The organism is Citrobacter sp. RHB20-C16 (assembly GCF_013890155.1).
Lineage (GTDB): Bacteria > Pseudomonadota > Gammaproteobacteria > Enterobacterales > Enterobacteriaceae > Citrobacter_A > Citrobacter_A amalonaticus.
In genome coordinates, this window is record NZ_CP057630.1 from 2,613,239 (window position 1) to 2,631,660 (window position 18,422).

Annotated in this window: 17 protein-coding genes; 3 read left to right on the forward strand and 14 right to left on the reverse strand. The window is 53.6% G+C overall.

Annotated features, from left to right (window positions below; genetic code table 11):
- Window positions 1–132 precede the first annotated feature (132 nt).
- A complete protein-coding gene (gene mpaA / locus HVX64_RS12510) occupies window positions 133–861 on the forward strand; it encodes a murein tripeptide amidase MpaA (protein ID WP_043000573.1) in 729 nt (242 codons plus the stop codon).
- Here the strand turns inward: mpaA and ycjG are convergent.
- Window positions 836–1,801, reverse strand: coding sequence for an L-Ala-D/L-Glu epimerase (ycjG, locus tag HVX64_RS12515; protein ID WP_181825019.1), 966 nt, complete (start codon window positions 1,799–1,801; stop codon window positions 836–838). The genes mpaA and ycjG overlap by 26 nt on opposite strands.
- A 121-nt stretch (window positions 1,802–1,922) precedes the next feature.
- On the opposite strand from ycjG, the gene tpx reads away from it, so the two are divergent.
- A complete protein-coding gene (gene tpx, locus HVX64_RS12520; protein WP_043000571.1) occupies window positions 1,923–2,429 on the forward strand; it encodes a thiol peroxidase in 507 nt (168 codons plus the stop codon).
- A gap of 43 nt (window positions 2,430–2,472) precedes the next feature.
- Here the strand turns inward: tpx and tyrR are convergent, their stop codons facing one another.
- From tyrR to HVX64_RS12540, 4 genes are all read right to left on the reverse strand, one after another.
- Entirely contained in the window at window positions 2,473–4,014 is a 1,542-nt protein-coding gene (gene tyrR / locus HVX64_RS12525; protein WP_043000570.1) for a transcriptional regulator TyrR, read from the reverse strand.
- Window positions 4,015–4,163: 149 nt separating this feature from the next.
- Window positions 4,164–5,225 carry a YcjF family protein gene (locus HVX64_RS12530; RefSeq protein ID WP_044257758.1) on the reverse strand — a complete coding sequence of 354 codons (1,062 nt, stop codon included), beginning with the start codon at window positions 5,223–5,225 and terminating at the stop codon, window positions 4,164–4,166.
- Window positions 5,222–6,619: a YcjX family protein gene (locus HVX64_RS12535; protein ID WP_043001924.1), complete on the reverse strand. Its 1,398-nt coding sequence runs from the start codon at window positions 6,617–6,619 to the stop codon at window positions 5,222–5,224. Before HVX64_RS12535 ends, HVX64_RS12530 begins: the two co-directional genes overlap by 4 nt.
- A gap of 154 nt (window positions 6,620–6,773) precedes the next feature.
- Window positions 6,774–7,571, reverse strand: a complete 798-nt coding sequence (locus HVX64_RS12540; RefSeq protein WP_181825020.1) for an alpha/beta hydrolase — start codon at window positions 7,569–7,571, stop codon at window positions 6,774–6,776.
- 118 nt (window positions 7,572–7,689) lie between these two features.
- On the opposite strand from HVX64_RS12540, the gene HVX64_RS12545 reads away from it, so the two are divergent.
- Window positions 7,690–8,700 carry a LacI family DNA-binding transcriptional regulator gene (locus HVX64_RS12545; RefSeq protein WP_043000568.1) on the forward strand — a complete coding sequence of 337 codons (1,011 nt, stop codon included), beginning with the start codon at window positions 7,690–7,692 and terminating at the stop codon, window positions 8,698–8,700.
- A 38-nt stretch (window positions 8,701–8,738) separates the two neighbouring features.
- Here HVX64_RS12545 and HVX64_RS12550 read toward each other — a convergent pair whose 3' ends face one another.
- The 9 genes from HVX64_RS12550 to HVX64_RS12590 all read right to left on the reverse strand — a co-directional run bounded on the left by HVX64_RS12550 (window position 8,739) and on the right by HVX64_RS12590 (window position 18,407).
- Window positions 8,739–9,644, reverse strand: coding sequence for an OmpG family monomeric porin (locus HVX64_RS12550; RefSeq protein WP_181825021.1), 906 nt, complete (start codon window positions 9,642–9,644; stop codon window positions 8,739–8,741).
- Between the two features lie 76 nt (window positions 9,645–9,720).
- Window positions 9,721–10,800, reverse strand: coding sequence for an ABC transporter ATP-binding protein (locus HVX64_RS12555; protein ID WP_044257757.1), 1,080 nt, complete (start codon window positions 10,798–10,800; stop codon window positions 9,721–9,723).
- A gap of 10 nt (window positions 10,801–10,810) precedes the next feature.
- Window positions 10,811–11,473 (reverse strand): beta-phosphoglucomutase, encoded by a 663-nt coding sequence (gene pgmB, locus HVX64_RS12560; RefSeq protein ID WP_181825022.1) that lies wholly within the window; start codon window positions 11,471–11,473, stop codon window positions 10,811–10,813.
- Window positions 11,470–13,746: a glycoside hydrolase family 65 protein gene (locus HVX64_RS12565; RefSeq protein ID WP_044257754.1), complete on the reverse strand. Its 2,277-nt coding sequence runs from the start codon at window positions 13,744–13,746 to the stop codon at window positions 11,470–11,472. The genes pgmB and HVX64_RS12565 overlap by 4 nt, the downstream gene beginning before the upstream one ends.
- A complete protein-coding gene (locus HVX64_RS12570; protein ID WP_181825023.1) occupies window positions 13,743–14,798 on the reverse strand; it encodes a Gfo/Idh/MocA family oxidoreductase in 1,056 nt (351 codons plus the stop codon). Before HVX64_RS12570 ends, HVX64_RS12565 begins: the two co-directional genes overlap by 4 nt.
- A 9-nt stretch (window positions 14,799–14,807) precedes the next feature.
- A complete protein-coding gene (locus tag HVX64_RS12575) occupies window positions 14,808–15,596 on the reverse strand; it encodes a sugar phosphate isomerase/epimerase (RefSeq protein ID WP_181825024.1) in 789 nt (262 codons plus the stop codon).
- Window positions 15,597–15,615: 19 nt separating this feature from the next.
- Entirely contained in the window at window positions 15,616–16,668 is a 1,053-nt protein-coding gene (locus tag HVX64_RS12580; RefSeq protein ID WP_044327764.1) for a zinc-binding alcohol dehydrogenase, read from the reverse strand.
- A 28-nt stretch (window positions 16,669–16,696) separates the two neighbouring features.
- Entirely contained in the window at window positions 16,697–17,539 is an 843-nt protein-coding gene (locus HVX64_RS12585; RefSeq protein ID WP_109740279.1) for a carbohydrate ABC transporter permease, read from the reverse strand.
- A complete protein-coding gene (locus tag HVX64_RS12590) occupies window positions 17,526–18,407 on the reverse strand; it encodes a sugar ABC transporter permease (protein ID WP_043000559.1) in 882 nt (293 codons plus the stop codon). The genes HVX64_RS12585 and HVX64_RS12590 overlap by 14 nt, the downstream gene beginning before the upstream one ends.
- Window positions 18,408–18,422 lie beyond the last annotated feature (15 nt).

Consider the following 18,422-nt stretch of genomic DNA (forward strand, 5'->3'; position numbering starts at 1 on the left):
TGAAGGAAATGCAAACATCTTCCTGCAGAAAATTGATATTACGACTAAAAATCCGTCCATGCGAAAACGATTTGATTATCGACCCAATTTGCACAACACTGCGAGTAATAATCCCTGAATTCAGAGACGCTTATGACCGTTACCCGCCCTCGCGCCGAACGCGGCGCCTTCCCGCCAGGAACTGAACATTATGGTCGTTCACTGTTGGGCGCACCGCTGATCTGGTTTCCGGCAGCCGTCGCCAGTCGTGACAGTGGCTTGATTATCGCGGGAACGCATGGTGACGAAAATGCATCGGTGGTCACGCTCTCCTGCGCACTGCGCACGCTGACGCCTTCACTGCGCCGCCACCATGTGATCCTCGCAGTGAACCCGGACGGCTGTCAGCTCGGTTTGCGTGCGAACGCTAACGGCGTCGACCTTAATCGCAATTTTCCGTCAGCAAACTGGAAAGCCGGCGAGACAGTTTATCGCTGGAACAGCGCTGCGGAAACGCGTGACGTGGTGCTGTTAACAGGGGATCATCCGGGTTCGGAACCGGAAACTCAGGCGTTATGTCAGCTCATTCACCGCATTCACCCCGCGTGGGTGGTTTCTTTCCATGACCCACTGGCCTGTATTGAAGATCCCAAAAGCAGCGAGCTCGGTGAATGGCTGGCGCAAGCGTTCGAACTACCGCTGGTGACAAGCGTTGGTTACGAAACGCCCGGCTCTTTCGGCAGTTGGTGTGCGGATCTGAATTTACACTGCATCACAGCGGAATTCCCACCGATCTCATCAGATGAGGCCAGCGAGAAATATCTCCAGGCGATGTCGACGCTTCTGCGCTGGCATCCTAAAGATGCAGTTGTCCGGTCGTAAAGTGCAATGCGGGCTCCACATCGACCGCCAGCCAGGTAGGACCATCAAGATCGGCAAAGCTGACCTGCGGCGTCAGCGGTAATGCGGCAGAAATGGCCCGTGACGTGCAAAGCATGCAGCCCAGCATCAGGGCAAATCCTTGTTCGCGGGCATCGGTAGCCAGCGCCAGCGCCTCGGTCAGTCCGCCGGTTTTGTCCAGCTTGATATTGACCATTTCATAACGCCCATGAAGTGCTTTCAGGCTGCTACGGGTATGACAGCTCTCATCGGCGCAGATCGGCAGCGGATGGATAAAATTTTCCAGCGCGGCATCATCCTGCGCCGGAAGCGGTTGTTCCAGCATCGCGACACCCAAATCTGCTAACAGCTGGCAGCGCGCCGCCAGCCCTTCCGCCCGCCAGGACTCATTGGCATCGACAATTAAGGTCGCCTTTGGTACTGCCGACCGAATCGCCACCATACGTTCGCTGATCAGGCGATCGTCCAGCTTCACCTTCAGCAGCCTGGCTCCGGCTTCCCATAGCGCCGCTGCGCTGGCCGCCATTTGTTCCGGGCTACCAATCACGACGGTCTGTGCGGTGGCAATTGTCGTCGGCAGCGCCACGTTAAGGGTTTCCGTCAGCGTTTGTTGCTGCTGGCGTGCCTGGAGATCCCACAGCGCACAGTCAACCGCGTTGCGTGCCGCACCTGCTGGGAGCAGTTTTTGCAGCGCTTCCCGGGTCACCCCCTTTTCCAGTTGCGGGACAATGCTCATGATCTGTGCCATTACGGAGGCATCACTTTCCCCGTAACGCGGATAGGGCGTGCACTCACCAATCCCTTTCACACCCTCTTCTTCCAGTTCAACCACCACGACACGCGCCTCACTGCGGCTGCCACGGGCAATCACAAAAGGGGTATGTAACGGCCAGGCTTCCTCGTATACCTTCACAGAACGCATTTTTTCTCCTTAAGCAATGACGTGGTGGTTTGTGCGCTTCACCGAAATAGCGTTTGCCGTGTTATCGGCTGTTGGCATAAACTAGCTGTGACGTTAACTATATGTAAACAGGAAGATAACCATGTCACAAACCGTTCATTTCCAGGGCAACCCGGTTGCAGTCGCCAACTCCATTCCTCAAGCGGGTAGCAAAGCGCAGCCTTTTACCCTCGTGGCAAAAGATCTGTCTGACGTCGCACTGAGCCAGTTTGCTGGCAAACGCAAAGTCCTGAACATTTTCCCGAGCATCGATACCGGCGTTTGCGCCGCATCGGTACGTAAGTTTAACCAACTGGCCACCGAAATCGACAATACCGTGGTGCTGTGTGTTTCTGCCGATCTGCCGTTTGCCCAGTCCCGCTTCTGTGGCGCTGAAGGTCTGAGCAACGTTATCACGCTGTCCACGCTGCGTAACGCTGAATTCCTGAAAAACTACGGCGTTGAAATCACCGAAGGCCCGCTGAAAGGTCTGGCCGCGCGTGCGGTCGTCGTTCTGGATGAAAATGACAACGTCATCTTCAGCCAACTGGTGAATGAAATTACCAACGAACCTGACTATGCCGCTGCGCTGGAAGTCCTGAAAGCGTAAGGTCCCCGTCATACAAAAATGCCTCCATTTCGGAGGCATTTTTTTACTCTTCGCCCTTCTTCTGATTCAGGCCATATTCACGCAGCTTATTCGCAATCGCGGTATGGGATACCCCCAGGCGTTTCGCCAGCTTGCGGGTACTGGGATAACTGCGATAAAGCTGGGTTAACACTGAGCGCTCAAAACGGCTGGTGATATCATCCAGCGACCCCTCCATCGCATCTTCACCTACCGCAACCGTCGTCGCATCGTAGTCAGGCAGCAAAATATCCTGCGGTCGCAGTTCGTAACCTTCAAGCTGCGTCAGCGCCCGGTAGATGGCGTTTTTCAGTTGACGCACATTGCCGGGCCAGCCGTAACGGGTCAATACCGTACTGAGATCGGCAGCCAGTTTAGGACGCGGCACGCCCTGCTCATCGGCGAAACGCGCCACAAACAGTTCAGTCAGCGGCATGATGTCCTGTGGACAATCGCGCAGCGGCGGCAGATTCAGCGTCAGCACGTTAAGGCGATAATAGAGATCTTCGCGAAACAGCCCTTTCTGCACCAGTTCAACGAGATTCTTTTGCGTCGCACAGATCACGCGCACATCGACATGTACCTCATGATCTTCCCCCACCCGACGAAACGTACCGTCATTGAGGAACCGCAGTAGCTTGGTCTGCATGCGCGGCGACATTTCACCAATCTCATCAAGCAGCACCGAACCGCCGTTTGCCTGCTCGAAGAAGCCTTTTTTGCCTTCTGGCGCATGACCAAACAGTTCGCTTTCCACCGCATCTTCAGGGATCGACGCGCAGTTGAGCGCCAGATACGGTTTGCCCGCGCGCGGGCTGGCCTGGTGACAGGCATACGCAAACAGATCTTTACCGGTGCCGGTATCGCCGGTAATCAACAGCGGCGCACTCAGCATCGCCAGTTTGCGCGCCTGTTCGACAACATGCTTCATTTTTCCGCTGACGGCGATGATTTGGCTAAAAGCGCTGACATCCTGGGTTGCCAGATTCTGCAACTGACGTCCCATCCGGAGTGTTGAACGCAACATGACCACCGCACCGGTGAGCATGGTTTCGTCAGTTTCCCCTTGCAGATAAACCGGCGTGATTTCCATCAGGAAATTCTGCCCGTTGATCACCACATGTTCGTTATGGGACGTCTGCGGATTGCCTTCCAGCCAGCGCTGGAAGTTAAAACCGTTGATCAGTTGTGCAGCGGTATGGTTGCGCATCCGCTCCGGGTTAAGCGCAAACAGCTGGCAGCTTGCCGGGTTCGCTATCTCAATCTTGCTTTTCAGATCCAGCGACAGAACAGGTTCAGGCAGTGCCTCAAGCAGCGCGCTAAGCGCGAGGTGCTCCCGCTCTGATGGCATCCATGGCACAGTGCGTACATCGGTGACGCCTGCAATGCGGCGAATTTCCGCCATTAAACTGCTGAAGTTAGTGAACTCCAGTTCAGCAAAGTTAAGGTAGATTCGCCCGATGGGGTCAATCTCGATACCGCGCAAATCGATGCTGCGTAGCACCAGTAAATCAAGTAATTCGCGAGTCAGACCAAGTCGGTCTTCACAAAAGACTTCCAGACGCATGGGGGAACCTTCAACTGAATAATGAGCTATAGATATGATGATAAGCCAGGAATGGGGAACCAGGAAGGATTCTGTCAACAAATATTGACAGCATGACGGAAAAACAGGCGGTTCGGCGTAAAGTTACGCGGTCAACGCCTGTGATTAGATTACTTTTCTCGCGGGGAGCCGTTTTTCTGCAACGTCTCTTTGAGCTGCCCGATCAATTGACGCCGGAAATCACCCAGGCGCGGTTTGTCATCGTCCAGCCACGGCAACGGGCGGCAAAGCTCCATCGCTTTGATCCCCAGTCGTGCGGTTAACAACCCCGCGCCGATCCCCTGCGCGGCTCGGGTCGACAGGCGCGCCGCGAGATCCTGCGACATCCAGTCCATCCCCACTTCCCGTACCAGTTCGCTGGCTCCGGCAAAAGCGATGTTGAGCAACACCAGTCGGAACAGACGCAAACGGCTGTAATAGCCCAGCTCTATCCCGTACAGCGTGGCGATGCGGTTAATCAGTCGCAAATTGCGCCAGGCAATAAATGCCATATCCACCAGCGCCAGCGGACTGACTGCGATCATCAGCGTCGACTCCGCCGCCGAACGGCTGATTTCTCGCCGCGCCTGAGCATCCAGCACCGGCTGAACCAGATGGGCGTAAAGGCTGACCACTTCGCGATCGTTCTGCGTTTCGTGGATCGAGGCATACCAGCGCTGCAACGCCGGATGCGACTGGTCGATTCCGGCCTGCTGGGCCAGTTTCTCGCAGAAGGCCCGTCCTTTGCCGGCACCGTGGCTGTGCAGCAGGTCACGCGCTTCATCGCGCTCGTGAGCACGCTGACGCAAACGCCACAGACGTCGCCATTCGGTTGCCACCGATCCGACTCCCGCCCCAATAATCAGCGCCCCGGCCGCGCAACCGCCGAGCGCCACCCAGTCCTGGGTTTGCCAGGCGTTCATTGTCCACTGAACACCTTGTCCCACCACGCTTACGCTGAACAGCGCCAGGCCGCCCATCACCATCTTGCGCCACAGACTGCGCTTAGGGCGTAGCGCCGCGTCAATCACCGCTTCGGCTTGTCCCTCTTCTTCCAGCGGTTCATCAACGGTGGCCGGGGCAAAGGACTGAGCTTGCGTCTCGCTAAACGTTTGTTGCGCTTTAAAAGCCGGGCTCTGCTCGACGTCAAGCGGACCAGCGAAATCAATCCGCGGTTTTATCGGTTCGCTCATCGCAATTTATCTCCTATTAAAAACTCCAGCGCGGCATCCAGGCGAATGTGCGGCAGCGGCTTATCGACGTCCATTTTTTGCGGTCGAAATGCTTCAAACTGAAATCCCTGGCGGTCCCAGAACGCCTGTCCCGGCAGACGTGCCGGCACTTCACCGGGGTAGACCGTCAGCGGAGAGCCATCGCTTAAGCGATTCCCGCGTAGCGCCGGGATCTTCTCACCGTTCACGTCAATCAGCCCGCTGGTGGTAGCCTGAACGGAGGCCAACCCCAGACAATCCATGCTGATCCCTTCAAACGCGGCGTTCTGCCAGGCATCCTGAATCAACTGTTGCAGCAGCGACACCATATTGGCGTGCTGATCGATCGTCACATGATCCGCTTTGGTGGCGGCAAACAGCAGCTTGTCGATCACCGGCGAGAACAGCCGGCGGAACAGCGTACGCTGACCGTAATGGAAACTTTGCATCAGTTGAGTTAAGGCAAGACGCATGTCGTTGAACGCCTGCGGCCCGCTGTTGAGCGGTTGCAGGCAATCCACCAGCACAATCTGGCGGTCGAAACGCAGAAAATGGTTCTTATAGAACCCCTTCACCACCTTTTCGCAGTAATAGTTAAAGCGTTCACGCAGCATCCCGGCGTTAGTCTGCTTGTCTGCCTGAGCCAGTTTTGATTCACCCCACGCGTCCACATCCGGCCAGGGGAAAAACTGCAACGCTGGCGCGCCGGCCATATCACCAGGCAGGACGAACCGCCCCGGCTGGATGAAATGCAGTCCCTGCTGTTTACATTGATGCAAATAGTCCGTCCACGCTGCCGCAATGTCGGCCAGGCGGTTCTCATCGGCGGGTGCCAGCGGATCCAGCCCTTGCGTCAGCTGTCGCCATTTCGCCGACCATTCCGCTCGCTGCCCGGTAAGCAGACCGGTCATTTGCCGTGACCAGCTCAGGTAATCCTGCGCCAGCATCGGTAGATCGAGCAGCCATTCGCCGGGATAATCGACAATTTCCAGGTACAGCGTCGACGTCTCTTTGAAGTGACGTAGCAGAGAGTCATTGGATTTATAGCGCAGCGCCAGGCGAATTTCGCTGACCCCACGGGTGGGCGTCGGCCACGTCGGCGGATCGCCATACAGCTGTGCCAGCCCTTCATCGTAGGTAAAGCGAGGAATGCCAAAATCTCGCTGGGGGACACGTTTCACCCCGAGCAGGCGCTCCTCGCGTACTGCGCTAAGCAGCGGCAGCCGCGCACCGGCATGGATATTGAGCAACTGATTAACCATCGCCGTGATAAATGCGGTTTTTCCGCTCCGGCTCAGCCCGGTGACCGCGAGGCGCAAATGCCGGTCTACACCGCGATTAACCAGCGCATTGAGTTCATTGGTGAGTCTCTTCATCGCCATCCCGTTATGCCTGAAGACCAGAAAAAAGTATAACGCATCCCTCTAATATAGGGGCAGGTCGTTGATTTTCAATCGGGTTGTGTCGAGTGGGATGTTCACCCGACTGACCCCGTTAAGGGAAAACAGGACAGGCTGAAATAAAAGTATGCTAATGAGCTAAGCAGCGTTCAAAAGCCGAGCGAACACTTTCATAGCATGCTCTTGAACGCATCAACTGCTCCCAGATCGAGTTATGACCCGCCCCATCGATCGTGAGTAGTGTCTTTTGGCAGGCCTGCGCTGCCGACGAGACCAGTTTTTTCGGTATATCGGCAGGGATGATAGTGTCATTTTCGGCAGCGATAACCAACAAATTACCGGTAAATTCAGCGGTGATGGCCCACGCATCCGTCGCGTCCCAACTGCGATCCTGGCGTATGATGGCCGAAAAATCGGGGCCAAATTTAACCGGATACGCGGGCGTGGCATAGACACCTGGCACCATCAGAATCAACGAGCGCAGCGGAACCATTTTACTGAGTTGAAGCGCATTGTACGCCCCCATGCTGACGCCCACACAACCGGTAAAAATCTGCCCCTGAAAATCCATCACCGCCGTTGCCTGTTGGGTGCGGCTCAACAACGAGGAATCGCGAATGTCGCCGCCGGTTTCTCCATGACCTAAAAAATCGAATATCGTCGTTCCAAAACCTGACTCATCCAACATAACGCGATACTTGTGGAAAATGGTTCTGTCTTTCCCGCCGCCGTGTAGCATCAGGACATGTCCATTGCGGCCAAACGTACTTTCAGCGTAAAGCGTTTCGCCCTGAAAAGGGACCAGGAAAGAGTGGCTTTGCATCATGAGCGTCGCATTATTAAAGGATGGGATATCAGGTTTTATCAAACCCGATAACTTCATGCAATGGTCTGCAATCAATCTGCCGCGCCAGGTTCGGGCTGCCACAGAAATGCTGATTCATGAAGTTCATTGCTACACGGCACAATCCACCGCGCTGTGTTGTCAACCGCAGACTAACTCCCTAAGATGTATGGTATTAACTCTCCGATGGAGTTGCAGGAGTATGACCCCCACTATTTATGATATCGCTCGCGTGGCGGGTGTGTCGAAGTCGACGGTCTCGCGCGTATTAAACAAGCAAACCAATATCTCACCGGAAGCGCTGGAAAAAGTGCAGCGCGCTATTGATGAACTGCAGTATCAGCCGAATAAACTGGCCCGCGCCCTGACCTCATCCGGGTTTGACGCCATCATGGTGATTTCAACACGCTCGACCAAAACAACTGCTGGTAACCCCTTCTTCTCTGAAGTTTTGCACGCCATTACCGCAAAAGCAGAGGAGGAAGGTTTCGACGTGATCCTACAAACGTCACGTAGTACTGAAGACGATCTGCAAAAGTGCGAGAGCAAGATTAAGCAGAAGATGATCAAAGGCATTATCATGCTTAGTTCGCCCGCAGATGAGACTTTTTTCGAGCGTCTGGATAAATATGATATTCCAGTGGTGGTCATCGGTAAGGTAGAAGGTCAATACACTCACGTTTACTCGGTCGATACCGATAATTATCGTGACAGTATTGCACTGACTGATGCCCTGATTGACAGCGGCCATCAGAATATTGCCTGTTTGCATGCGCCGCTGGAATACCATGTTTCTGTTGATCGCGTAAATGGCTATAAGCGCAGTCTGGCGACGCATCAACTGGCAGAAAATAAACGCTGGATTATTGATGGTGGCTATACGCACGAAAGTGCGCTGGAAGCGGCGAGAGCATTATTAAACCAGCACCCCTTACCGGATGCTGTTTTTGCCACCGACAGCATTAAGATCCTCAGTTTATATCGCGCAGCGTCGGAGAGAAAAATTGCCATTCCGCAGCAGTTGGCGGTCGTCGGTTACAGCAACGAAATGCTCTCTTTTATTCTCACCCCTCCGCCCGGCGGCATTGACGTCCCGACACGTGAACTCGGCGAGCAAAGCTGCGATCTGTTGTTTAAGCATATTGCCGGAAAAACCGACGCTCGCTCCATCACCGTCGAAACCCGTATCTCTCTGACCGCATCTCTGGCCTGAGCGAATGGCTGCCCGTAATTGACGGGCAGCCAGGGCTATCAGAAGGCGTAGTTAACGCCTATGCCCGCATAATGGAACCGGTCACTGTCACCTTCATCGTGATCTTCCCACTCATAGGCGTATTCAAGCGTCATCGACAGACCATTCTGGAAATCATAGGCATACTGTAATCCGAGACGGTTGAAGTCATGACCTTCATGCTCCGGATCGTCTCGCCAGTCCCAGTTTGACCACCGATCCAGACCAATACGGGTATAGGGTGTCAGCGTGGTATTGCCCTGCGAAATCGGTAAATAGGCGCGAATTTCCTGAGTAGAAAACTCGCCATTATTACGATGTTCAGCAAGGTTGAAACCGCGCTCCAGATAGTAATTTACCGTCAGTCCCACCGTTTCATTAAAGGTATAATTCAGGCCCGTTTCGCTTTCGACACGACTGTCTGAATAGCCGGTGGTCGTCAGATCGTTGACGAATTGATACATCGCCAGCCATCCGCTAAAGCGCAAATCATCCGTGAGCTTCACATTCCAGTCCGGCGCCACTTTCCAGCGCTGCATATTTGCGGTGTCTTTGCCCGCTTCATTCACATAGTGATAGCCGTAGTTACGAAAGCCACCCGTCAAACCAAAACTGAAATCATCACTTTCCAGGATCTGATAGTGAACTTCCAGTTCCGGGCGATCAAACCAGGTACCGCGTTTGCCAGCACTATAGTCAACCGGGCCTTCCTGATAATAGGCCAGGGATATTCTCCACGGACCGTTCGAGGCATTAAAATAGACAGACGGTTCAGCAAGTCCGTCCATATCTTCGCCGTAACCTTCAACGTTTTCAATTTCGTACATGGCACCAATATTAAAATGCCAGTCTTTATTATCGGCAGCCTGCGCGCAGGCCATCCCAGCGCATATCAGCAGCGCTGAAGAGGACAGTAAGGTTTTCATTTTTATTCCTTGTTAAAGTACAGATAAATAAAATATCGCGAAAGCCAGGGGGCCACGCCCCTGGAGATATTTATTGTTAAATAGCGAATTCCGTCTCTACGTCAAAGAAATGGCATTTCGCCATATCAAAATGGATGGTGATATTGTCTCCTGCATAATAGTCATTAACAGACCCGGCACGGACCACCAGCTCGTGCCCCCCAATCGTGCTGTACAACATAAATTCTGCGCCGGTCAGTTCCGCCACGCTTATTTTTGCTGTCACGCTATTCTCTTCTTGTATTCCAGGGTGAATATCCTCCGGGCGGATCCCCAGCACGACAGCTTTATGTTCATAACCCTTCGCTTTTAATACCCGTAATTTTTCTTCCGGAAGGGTTAATTTAAGGGTTTCCGTAACAAATTTATTTCCGTCAATCGCGCCACGGATAAAATTCATTGCCGGAGAACCGATAAAACCTGCAACAAACATATTTGCGGGATGGTTATAAACCATTTTGGGCGCTCCAACCTGCTGGACGATCCCATCTTTCATGATCACAATCCGCGTCGCCATGGTCATGGCTTCTGTCTGGTCGTGCGTGACGTAAATCATGGTGGTATTCAGCTTCTGGTGTAGTTTGCTGATCTCTGCGCGCATCTGGACACGGAGTTTGGCGTCGAGATTAGAGAGCGGCTCATCCATCAGAAACACGCCCGCTTCACGCACAATGGCCCGGCCCAGCGCAACACGCTGGCGTTGCCCGCCCGACAATGCGCCAGGTTTGCGCTTGAGGTACTCCCGTAAACCGAGGATCTGCGCTGCCCAGTTGACGCGTTCGTCAATAACGCCGGGATCAATCTTTTGCATCTTCAGACCGAACGCCATGTTGTCATAGACACTCATGTGCGGATACAGCGCGTAGTTCTGGAAGACCATTGCAATATTGCGCGCCTTTGCGGGCACATCATTCATCCGCTTGCCGTCGATCAACAGTTCGCCCGCGCTGATCTCCTCAAGTCCCGCAATCATTCGTAGCGTGGTTGATTTTCCGCATCCCGACGGGCCGACAAAAACGATGAACTCTTTGTCTTCAATTTCCAGATTGAAGTCTTTAACCACATGCACCTGGTTGTCATAAATTTTTTGTATATGCTGCAACGAAAGCTGTGCCATGTTGATTCCTTTACTTGTCGAGTTGCCAGAAAGCCGATAAGCGCGGCCACGTCAAAAATTCCGTTGTCGGAAGTAGCAAATCTGCGTCGGTTAAGGTGGATCCAATACCCACCGAACGCATTCCACTGGCGTTAATCGCCTCAATCCCCGCCTGCGCATCCTCTATTCCAATACATGCCCGTGGATTAACGTGCAGACCGTTGCACGCCGCGAGAAAAATCTCCGGATCCGGTTTAGAACGGCGGATCAGCGCGGCATTGGCGCAAAAATCGAATAACGATGTCATTTGCAACGCCTGTAAGATCGCGGGCGCATTCAGTGACACTGACGCCAGTCCGGTTTTTATCTGTTCCGTACGCAGCGTAGTCAGCAGTTCCTTAATTCCCGGCAGTACCGCCTCCGGCGTCAGTGAGCGCAGCGAGTCAACATAAAGCGCATTTTTACGCGCGGCGATCTGCTCCCGTTCCGCCTGGGTGAATACCCCTTCTTTTCCACCGTGACGCAAAATACGCAGCAGCGACTCACCACGACTGATCCCTTTCAGGCGATCGTTGAACACCTCATCAATCACGATTCCCAATTCAGCAGCCACCTCTCGCCAGGCAAGAAAATGCAGATGTGCCGTATCGGTAATGACCCCATCAAGATCAAACACTATTGCCTGTGGTTTCATTCTTTTCCCCTTTCCGTGGTAGCGGTCCCAAAAACAGGCAAAATCATGTCAGGAAATGCGAGTTTGTATTCACCATCAATAACGATTGGTTTTGCATTAAGCCACAGCGTAACCGGTCGTGAACTGCTTATCGTCACGTGACTTTTGCTGAGCGAAATCATCATCTCGCTTCCCTGCCAGTACAGAGGGAACATCAGTTTTTTCCATCCCTCTGGCAGCGCCGGGTCGAGGTGCAGTGCACCGTTACGTACGCTCAGCCCCGCAAATCCCTGAATCGCCCCCAGCCAGATGGCCCCCGTTGCCGCCGCGTGGATGCCGTCGTCGCAACTGTGCGGATCGTCGCCAAGATCGATCTGCGCGCCTTCATGCCAGAACTGATAACCCTGTTCTGGGTTGCCACAGCGTGCCGCTACGATCCCGTGAATCGCTTTACTTAAAGAGGAGTCATGTATGGTGCGCGCTTCGTAGAAATGGAGATTGTTGAGGCAAACTTCCGCTGTGAACAACTCCGGGAGCATATAGGTCAGCATCACCACATCCGCTTGCTTCAGAATTTGCAGTTCATTGACTTCCGCCCGCGAGTAATCCAACAGGATCGTCTGCTTGCCCGCCGTTGTCTTGTACGCGCTCAGATCAATAGCCGGTTTGCTGAGAAACGTATCATCCTGCGGTAAAATGCCATCTGCCAGAACCTCTGGTCGCCATAAGAACTGGAGAAAATGCTCGGCACGATGAATAAACGCGTCGTCCGTGCAACCATAGCGACGGGCAAAATGCAGTGCCTGCTCGACGTTGTAATACGCCATATAGTTAGTGAAGGCGTTATTATTCACGTGTTCGGTGTATTCATCCGGGCCAATGATATCATGGATCTCAAGTCGCCCCTTCACTTCCGTTGTACGACTCAGCCAGAACCGTGCCGTTTCCAGTAGAAGCGTTAGTCCTTCATGGGACATAAATTGCTCATCGCCTGTGACCTGCCAGTACGCCACAACGGCCCAGGCAATATCGGCCACCAGATGATGTTCCGCCTGCGCAGAAGCCACCTTCTGACGTAATCCGGTTCGAATGTTGATCGCCGCGAACTCCGGCGTCTCTTCATCACCGCTGCGCGCGCTTTCCCATGGAAACAGCGCCCCCTGCCAGCCGTTTATTCGCGCTTTTTCCCGCGCCCCGGCCAGATTATGCCAACGGTAGCGCAACAAATTCCGCGCGACGTCAGGGTAAGTGAGCAGATGAAAAGGAAGCAGAAAGACTTCGGTATCCCAGAAAACGTGTCCTTTATAACCTTCACCGGTCATCCCCTTCGCGCCGATGCTACAACGCTCATCATGGGCAGGTGTCATAATCCGTAAATGATACAGGGCGAAGTCCAGCGCACGCTGATCGTCTGCGTTTACGCTATTCACTTCTACTCGACAATGCTGCCACCAGCGCTGCCAGTTGGCGGCGGATTGCGCCAGTAACGCGTCATAACCCAGCCCCACGCAGGCATTCAGGTGCAGAATCCCCTTTTGCCCCCAGCTTTCCAGTGAGACATCGCACTCTGTGGACCAGTCCACCCATGTGAGTTTTTCCAGCGTCAGGCATTCCCCTGCTTTCATCAACGAGCTGGTGTGCTGCATCAGCCGCCGTTCTTTTGCCGTAAAGCAGGACTGCGCATCACCGTTGACGCGGCAATGTGTGGAAACAGCGACATGACTTCGACCATCCTGAGTGGTGTAAATCCCTTGCAGGAGATGTTGTCCGAACACCCGCAACTGCGTTTCATCCAGATGCTGGCGACCATGGTTGGTGATTGTCGCGTCAATGCCGGTCGATAACGCAATTAAGGCATCGCTGTCGAGCGGGGTAATCGACAACGTCATCGCCAGGAGTGGCAATTGCTCTGCTGATACAAAGCGTCGACTCTCAATGGCAAAACGCGCCCCGTCAGGCGCACGCCAGATCAGCGAACGCGTTAACTCGCCGGTAGCGAAGTCGATCTGTCGCTGCCAGCTTTCGAGAGTTCCGCTGAGCAACGAGAAAAGCTCACCATTCAGGAAGATGTCGACGCCAATAACGTCCGGAAGGTTCACCCGTTCATTGATTTCCCCCTTCCCGGACCGGTGATACAACCCGGCCAGATACATCCCACGCGTTTGATGAGTATAAGCTTCTTCGTGGCTGGCGCGACACCCCAGGTAACCATTGCCTGTCGCCAGTAGTGAGGCATATTTATTCAGGCTGTGCGGACAAAAACCCGATTCGGATAACGTAACTGGCTTGCTCATAATTCAACACACATCCCTGTTTCTGCAGACTGATACAGCGCCGCCACCAGTTGCTGGATCAGCCATCCCTGTTCGGCGTCCGCGATAGTGACCGGCTCACCGCGAACATGATTCACGAAAGCTTCCATACTGCGAAAATGACGCTGATCGTCTGCACATTCACGGGCAAATAGCGTCTCCAGTTCGCCGCCCTTATCGGTATAGACCTGCGCCGGGAACAGCGTTGCCCCCGCTTTGTCACCACAAAAATTCACATTCATGATGGATTGTTCGGGGATATTCAACGCAAAGGAGGTTTCAAGACGCAGAATGCTGCCGTTGTGGAACTCGACGGTGCCAAACAGAGAATCCTCTACGGTATAGGTCGTCGGATCCCACTCACCGAACTGGCCACAATTTTTCTGTGTGCCAATTTTCTGAAAACTGTGGGCCCAGACCCGTTTCACCATTGGGAACCCCAGTACATACATCGCGGCATCCAGCATGTGAATACCAAGATCGATCAGCGGCCCGCCGCCCTGCAGCGCTTTATTGGTAAAAACCCCCCATCCGGGAACGCCGCAACGACGCAGCGCTCTGGCGTTGGTCACGTAGATTTCACCAAGAACGCCCGCCATGACATGCTCACGCAGTAACTGCGTATCCAGCGCGAACCGATGATGGAAATCATAGGCCAGTACTTTACCCATACGACGCGCGGTATTACGCATCTCCAGCGCCTGATCCGGGGTCATCGCTGGCGGTTTCTCACACATCACGTGACAACCGGCCTCCAGTGCCAGCAAAGTATGCTGGTAATGAAAACGATTCGGTGAACAGATGCTGACGATATCGGGCTTTACCTTCTGAAGCATCGCCTGCGGATCGTCCCAGACCTGCGCATTGCCGTATTTATCTGCCAGCGTTTGCGCCTGAGAACGGCGGCTGTCACAGACAGCCACCAGTTCCAGATCTTCGCGGGTGCAGTAGTACGAAGCATGAACTTTATCCGCTACCTGTCCGGCGCCAATGATGGCAACGCGAAGCGGAGAACGAGTCATTGCACTTTTCACGGCAACCTCTTAGCAGGTACGCAACCAGGCCAATGACTGACGGTAGGCTTCCGACAGATTTTCTGCCCGCACCCGCCCTTCATACACCACGTAGCCCTGATAGTTATCTTCGCGCAACTGATCAAACAGCATGCTGAAGTTCAGGCTGCCGCTGCCCGGTTGATAGCGATGATTATCCGCGATATGCACATGTCCCAGCAGATCGCGGTTATCGTGCAGCGCCTTCGCCATATCTTCTTCTTCGATATTCATGTGGTAGAAATCGCCGATGATCTGTACGTGCTTCAGATTGTTTTCCACAATGTACCGACGCGCATCCGCCAGCGTGTTGATCATATGATCCTGATAACGGTTAAGCGGCTCGAGATAGACGGTGGTACCGGTACGTGCTGCCACACTGTCAAGGTAACGTAGCGAGTCGCTAACTGCTTTGCGATCGCCAGCCAGACTGCGCGGCGAGGTCATTGGCGGTAGACGGAAGGTAAACATTCCCCATGCCGCAGGCACAATGATGCCCTGCCCACCCACTTCCGCCAGCGCTTCAAGAATGCGTTCGATCTGCTGTAATCCGTTCAGACGACGCTCTTCGATGAAATCGCCGATCCAGCCATCATAACCACCGCAGGCGGTCGTGACTGGCAGGCCCGTTTCTTTAATGGCAGCCTTGACTTCATCAAGGTGATTAACCAGCAATTTGCCGTCGATCTCAAAGCCATCAAAACCCATCTCTTTGATACAGCGAAACTTCTCCAGAATATTTTCCGGAAAAAATGCCTGATTCTGTGTGCCGATTTTCATTGCTCGTCTTCCTTTACGCTTAAAATGTGACGCCCATTTTGATGCTCTGTTCCGGATGTCTGTCGACATACTGCATATAGCTTTCCGGGCTAGCCGCAAAGGTCACCACCGGGTCGATAAGATCCTCACAGTTAAGATAACCATTCATCAGCAGTTCCCAGCAGGTCTCCTCAATACGTTTGCGACTCCAGCGCGGATAGTCCGGGTTCGGCTCGCTGCACGCGCGCGAGAAGACAATTCTGGCGTTATTGAAATGGGCTTCGCGCCCGAGATTGAAACCTTCGGCAAAGGGTTTGGCAAACGCGACATAAGAGATAGTGCCGCCATAAGCCAGCCCACGTAGCGCGGACTGCAACGCGTCGGCATAGCCGCTGGTTTCGATGATGACATCCGCCCCCTGCTTACCGGTCAGCATTTTGATCTCTTTACCGACATCAGTACCCATCGGATTCAGGCAGAAATCCGCGCCGTGGCGGCGAGCGATATCACAACGATGGGCGATCGGATCGATGCCAATGACTACCGACGCGCCAGCTTTCTTTGCCAACTGGACAGCTATCTGCCCAATCGCGCCAAGACCAACGATGACGACGAAATCACCTACCCGCACGTTGGCATCACGCACGCCGCTCATCGCAAACTGAGCCGGGTCGTAGCACACCGCGTTTTTCCAGCTCGCCCCCTGCGGCATCTTGCGGAGTTTGTAGTTATTGACGCCGTTAATAATGACCGTTTCGGCTAAAGGGGCGTAACCACAGACGCTATCACCAATGGCATAGTCAGTGACGTCGCTCCCGCACTCGATAATGTCGCCAACGACCATATTGCCGAGCTGGAACTTACCAAACTCAATACCGCGCGGCGCGTCTTTCGCACGTGGCGTAAACATTTGCCATTCGCTATTAAAATCTTCATCAATAAACGGACTGGCGGCGCGAAAATCCACCACTTCCGTACCGTGTTTCGGTGCGCCAAACCGCACGCGAATTTTCACCTCATTCGCCATGACAGCGCGATCGTCATACTCTACCAGCGCCGCGACGCGCGGTTCTGTTGCGACTAACTTCTTCATTTACCACTCCTTGTTTAAACTGGCCGCTTTAGCCCTTCACGCCACCCGCGGTCAAACCACTCTTAATAAACCGTTCCGAAAGTGCATACATAATGACAACCGGTAATGCCGTCACCAGCGACGCCGCCATCATCCGCCCCCAGATATAATCCGGCGTACTGAACAGGGTGTTCAGGCCCACCGGCAACGTGAAATTGCTGGCGCTGGAAAGAAAGATCGAGGCGAACAGATAATCGTTCCAGGCCACCATAAAGCAGTAGACAAAAACCGATACCAGTCCGGACATCGCCAGCGGCACGGTAATACGAAAGATGATTTGCAGGCGATTCAGCCCATCCATCATCGCCGCTTCTTCAATCTCATCCGGAATCGTGTCGAAATAACTTTTCAGCATGAATACGGCGGTCGGCAACGTCTGGGTGACCATGGTGACAATCAACGCCATTTCTGTGTCGTAAATGCCCAGCGCGGTAATGATTTTGAACAGCGGGACCACCAGCAAAATGCCGGAGAACATGTAGACGGTGTAAAAACTGGCATTGATGGTCATCCGCCCTTTAAAACGCAGTCGGGACAGCGCGTAGGCACCGAGCGTGCCCAGGAATACCGCCACCACCGATGACGCAACGGAGACCAGCAGGCTGTTACGAAAGTAATCAATAAACGGAAAAATCAGTGGATTAAAAATGTCGATGTAATGCTCAAGCGTCCACTCTTGCGGCAGCAATGTCGGGTGCAATGAAATCGCTTCTTTCGCGCTTTTGAACGACGTCATTAACATCACAAAAAAGGGAAACAATGTGATGATCAAAAACACAATCAGGCCACAATAAAAGCCCACGCGTCCGAGTCTGCGTTTATTTGTTGCCATTGAGGTTCACCCTATTTCTGGTCAGTAAAATGACGGCGAAAATAATGATAAAAAGCACGACGGAAATGGCTGCAGCTTTACCTAAATCATTAAAAGCAAACGCTGTTTTGTAGAGATACACCCCGAGAATGTCGACCTTTGTCGTCAGCAGGTACACATCGGCAAACATATAAAACATCCAGATGGTACGCAGGGTAACCACCGTCGCCAGGACCGGCATAATGGCGGGCAGCGTGACGATACGAAAACGCTGCCAGGCATTCGCGCCATCCATTTCGGCTGCTTCATAGAGCGATTTATCGATGGTCTGCAAAATTGCCAGAAACGAAATAAAGGCGTACGGGAAATAGCGCCAGATGGCAAACAGCACCACCAGCACGAAACTGCTACCGGGATTGTCGAACCACAAGGGGGCCTGATCGTACAAATGCAGCAGATCGACTCCCAGATAGTTCACGATGCCGTATCCGCTGTTGAACATGTACTTCCAGGCAAAGACCAGCGAGATAGACGGCGTGACATAAGAGAGAATCACCAGTGAGCGCGCCGTCTTGCGTAACCGGAACTCGCGATTAAAGAACATCGCCACCCCGAGTCCGAGCACGGTACTGCCCGTCACCACCAGCGCGGTATACCAGACCGTCATCCACAACGAATGCCAGAAATCCGGATCGGAAAGGATGCGAACGTAATTCGCGACCCCAACAAATGTGGCGTTGATACGCGGATTCAGCGGCAGGCGCAGAAAGCTGATTTCAATATTCGATAGCATCGGCCATGCCACGAGGCCACCCAACAGAATCAAACTGGGTGCCAGCAATAGCATCGCAAAGGGCATATCGGAGCGACCGGAGAATAATCGGGCCATAACGACGTTCCTCTT

What these genes read in the sequence shown, in the direction of transcription:
- mpaA (WP_043000573.1), top strand. Translation starts at nt 133, where the DNA reads ATGACCGTTACCCGCCCTCGCGCCGAACGCGGCGCCTTCCCGCCAGGA.
- ycjG (WP_181825019.1), bottom strand. Translation starts at nt 1,801, where the DNA reads ATGCGTTCTGTGAAGGTATACGAGGAAGCCTGGCCGTTACATACCCCT.
- tpx (WP_043000571.1), top strand. Translation starts at nt 1,923, where the DNA reads ATGTCACAAACCGTTCATTTCCAGGGCAACCCGGTTGCAGTCGCCAAC.
- tyrR (WP_043000570.1), bottom strand. Translation starts at nt 4,014, where the DNA reads ATGCGTCTGGAAGTCTTTTGTGAAGACCGACTTGGTCTGACTCGCGAA.
- HVX64_RS12530 (WP_044257758.1), bottom strand. Translation starts at nt 5,225, where the DNA reads ATGAGCGAACCGATAAAACCGCGGATTGATTTCGCTGGTCCGCTTGAC.
- HVX64_RS12535 (WP_043001924.1), bottom strand. Translation starts at nt 6,619, where the DNA reads ATGAAGAGACTCACCAATGAACTCAATGCGCTGGTTAATCGCGGTGTA.
- HVX64_RS12545 (WP_043000568.1), top strand. Translation starts at nt 7,690, where the DNA reads ATGACCCCCACTATTTATGATATCGCTCGCGTGGCGGGTGTGTCGAAG.
- HVX64_RS12550 (WP_181825021.1), bottom strand. Translation starts at nt 9,644, where the DNA reads ATGAAAACCTTACTGTCCTCTTCAGCGCTGCTGATATGCGCTGGGATG.
- HVX64_RS12555 (WP_044257757.1), bottom strand. Translation starts at nt 10,800, where the DNA reads ATGGCACAGCTTTCGTTGCAGCATATACAAAAAATTTATGACAACCAG.
- pgmB (WP_181825022.1), bottom strand. Translation starts at nt 11,473, where the DNA reads ATGAAACCACAGGCAATAGTGTTTGATCTTGATGGGGTCATTACCGAT.
- HVX64_RS12565 (WP_044257754.1), bottom strand. Translation starts at nt 13,746, where the DNA reads ATGAGCAAGCCAGTTACGTTATCCGAATCGGGTTTTTGTCCGCACAGC.
- HVX64_RS12575 (WP_181825024.1), bottom strand. Translation starts at nt 15,596, where the DNA reads ATGAAAATCGGCACACAGAATCAGGCATTTTTTCCGGAAAATATTCTG.
- HVX64_RS12580 (WP_044327764.1), bottom strand. Translation starts at nt 16,668, where the DNA reads ATGAAGAAGTTAGTCGCAACAGAACCGCGCGTCGCGGCGCTGGTAGAG.
- HVX64_RS12585 (WP_109740279.1), bottom strand. Translation starts at nt 17,539, where the DNA reads ATGGCAACAAATAAACGCAGACTCGGACGCGTGGGCTTTTATTGTGGC.
- HVX64_RS12590 (WP_043000559.1), bottom strand. Translation starts at nt 18,407, where the DNA reads ATGGCCCGATTATTCTCCGGTCGCTCCGATATGCCCTTTGCGATGCTA.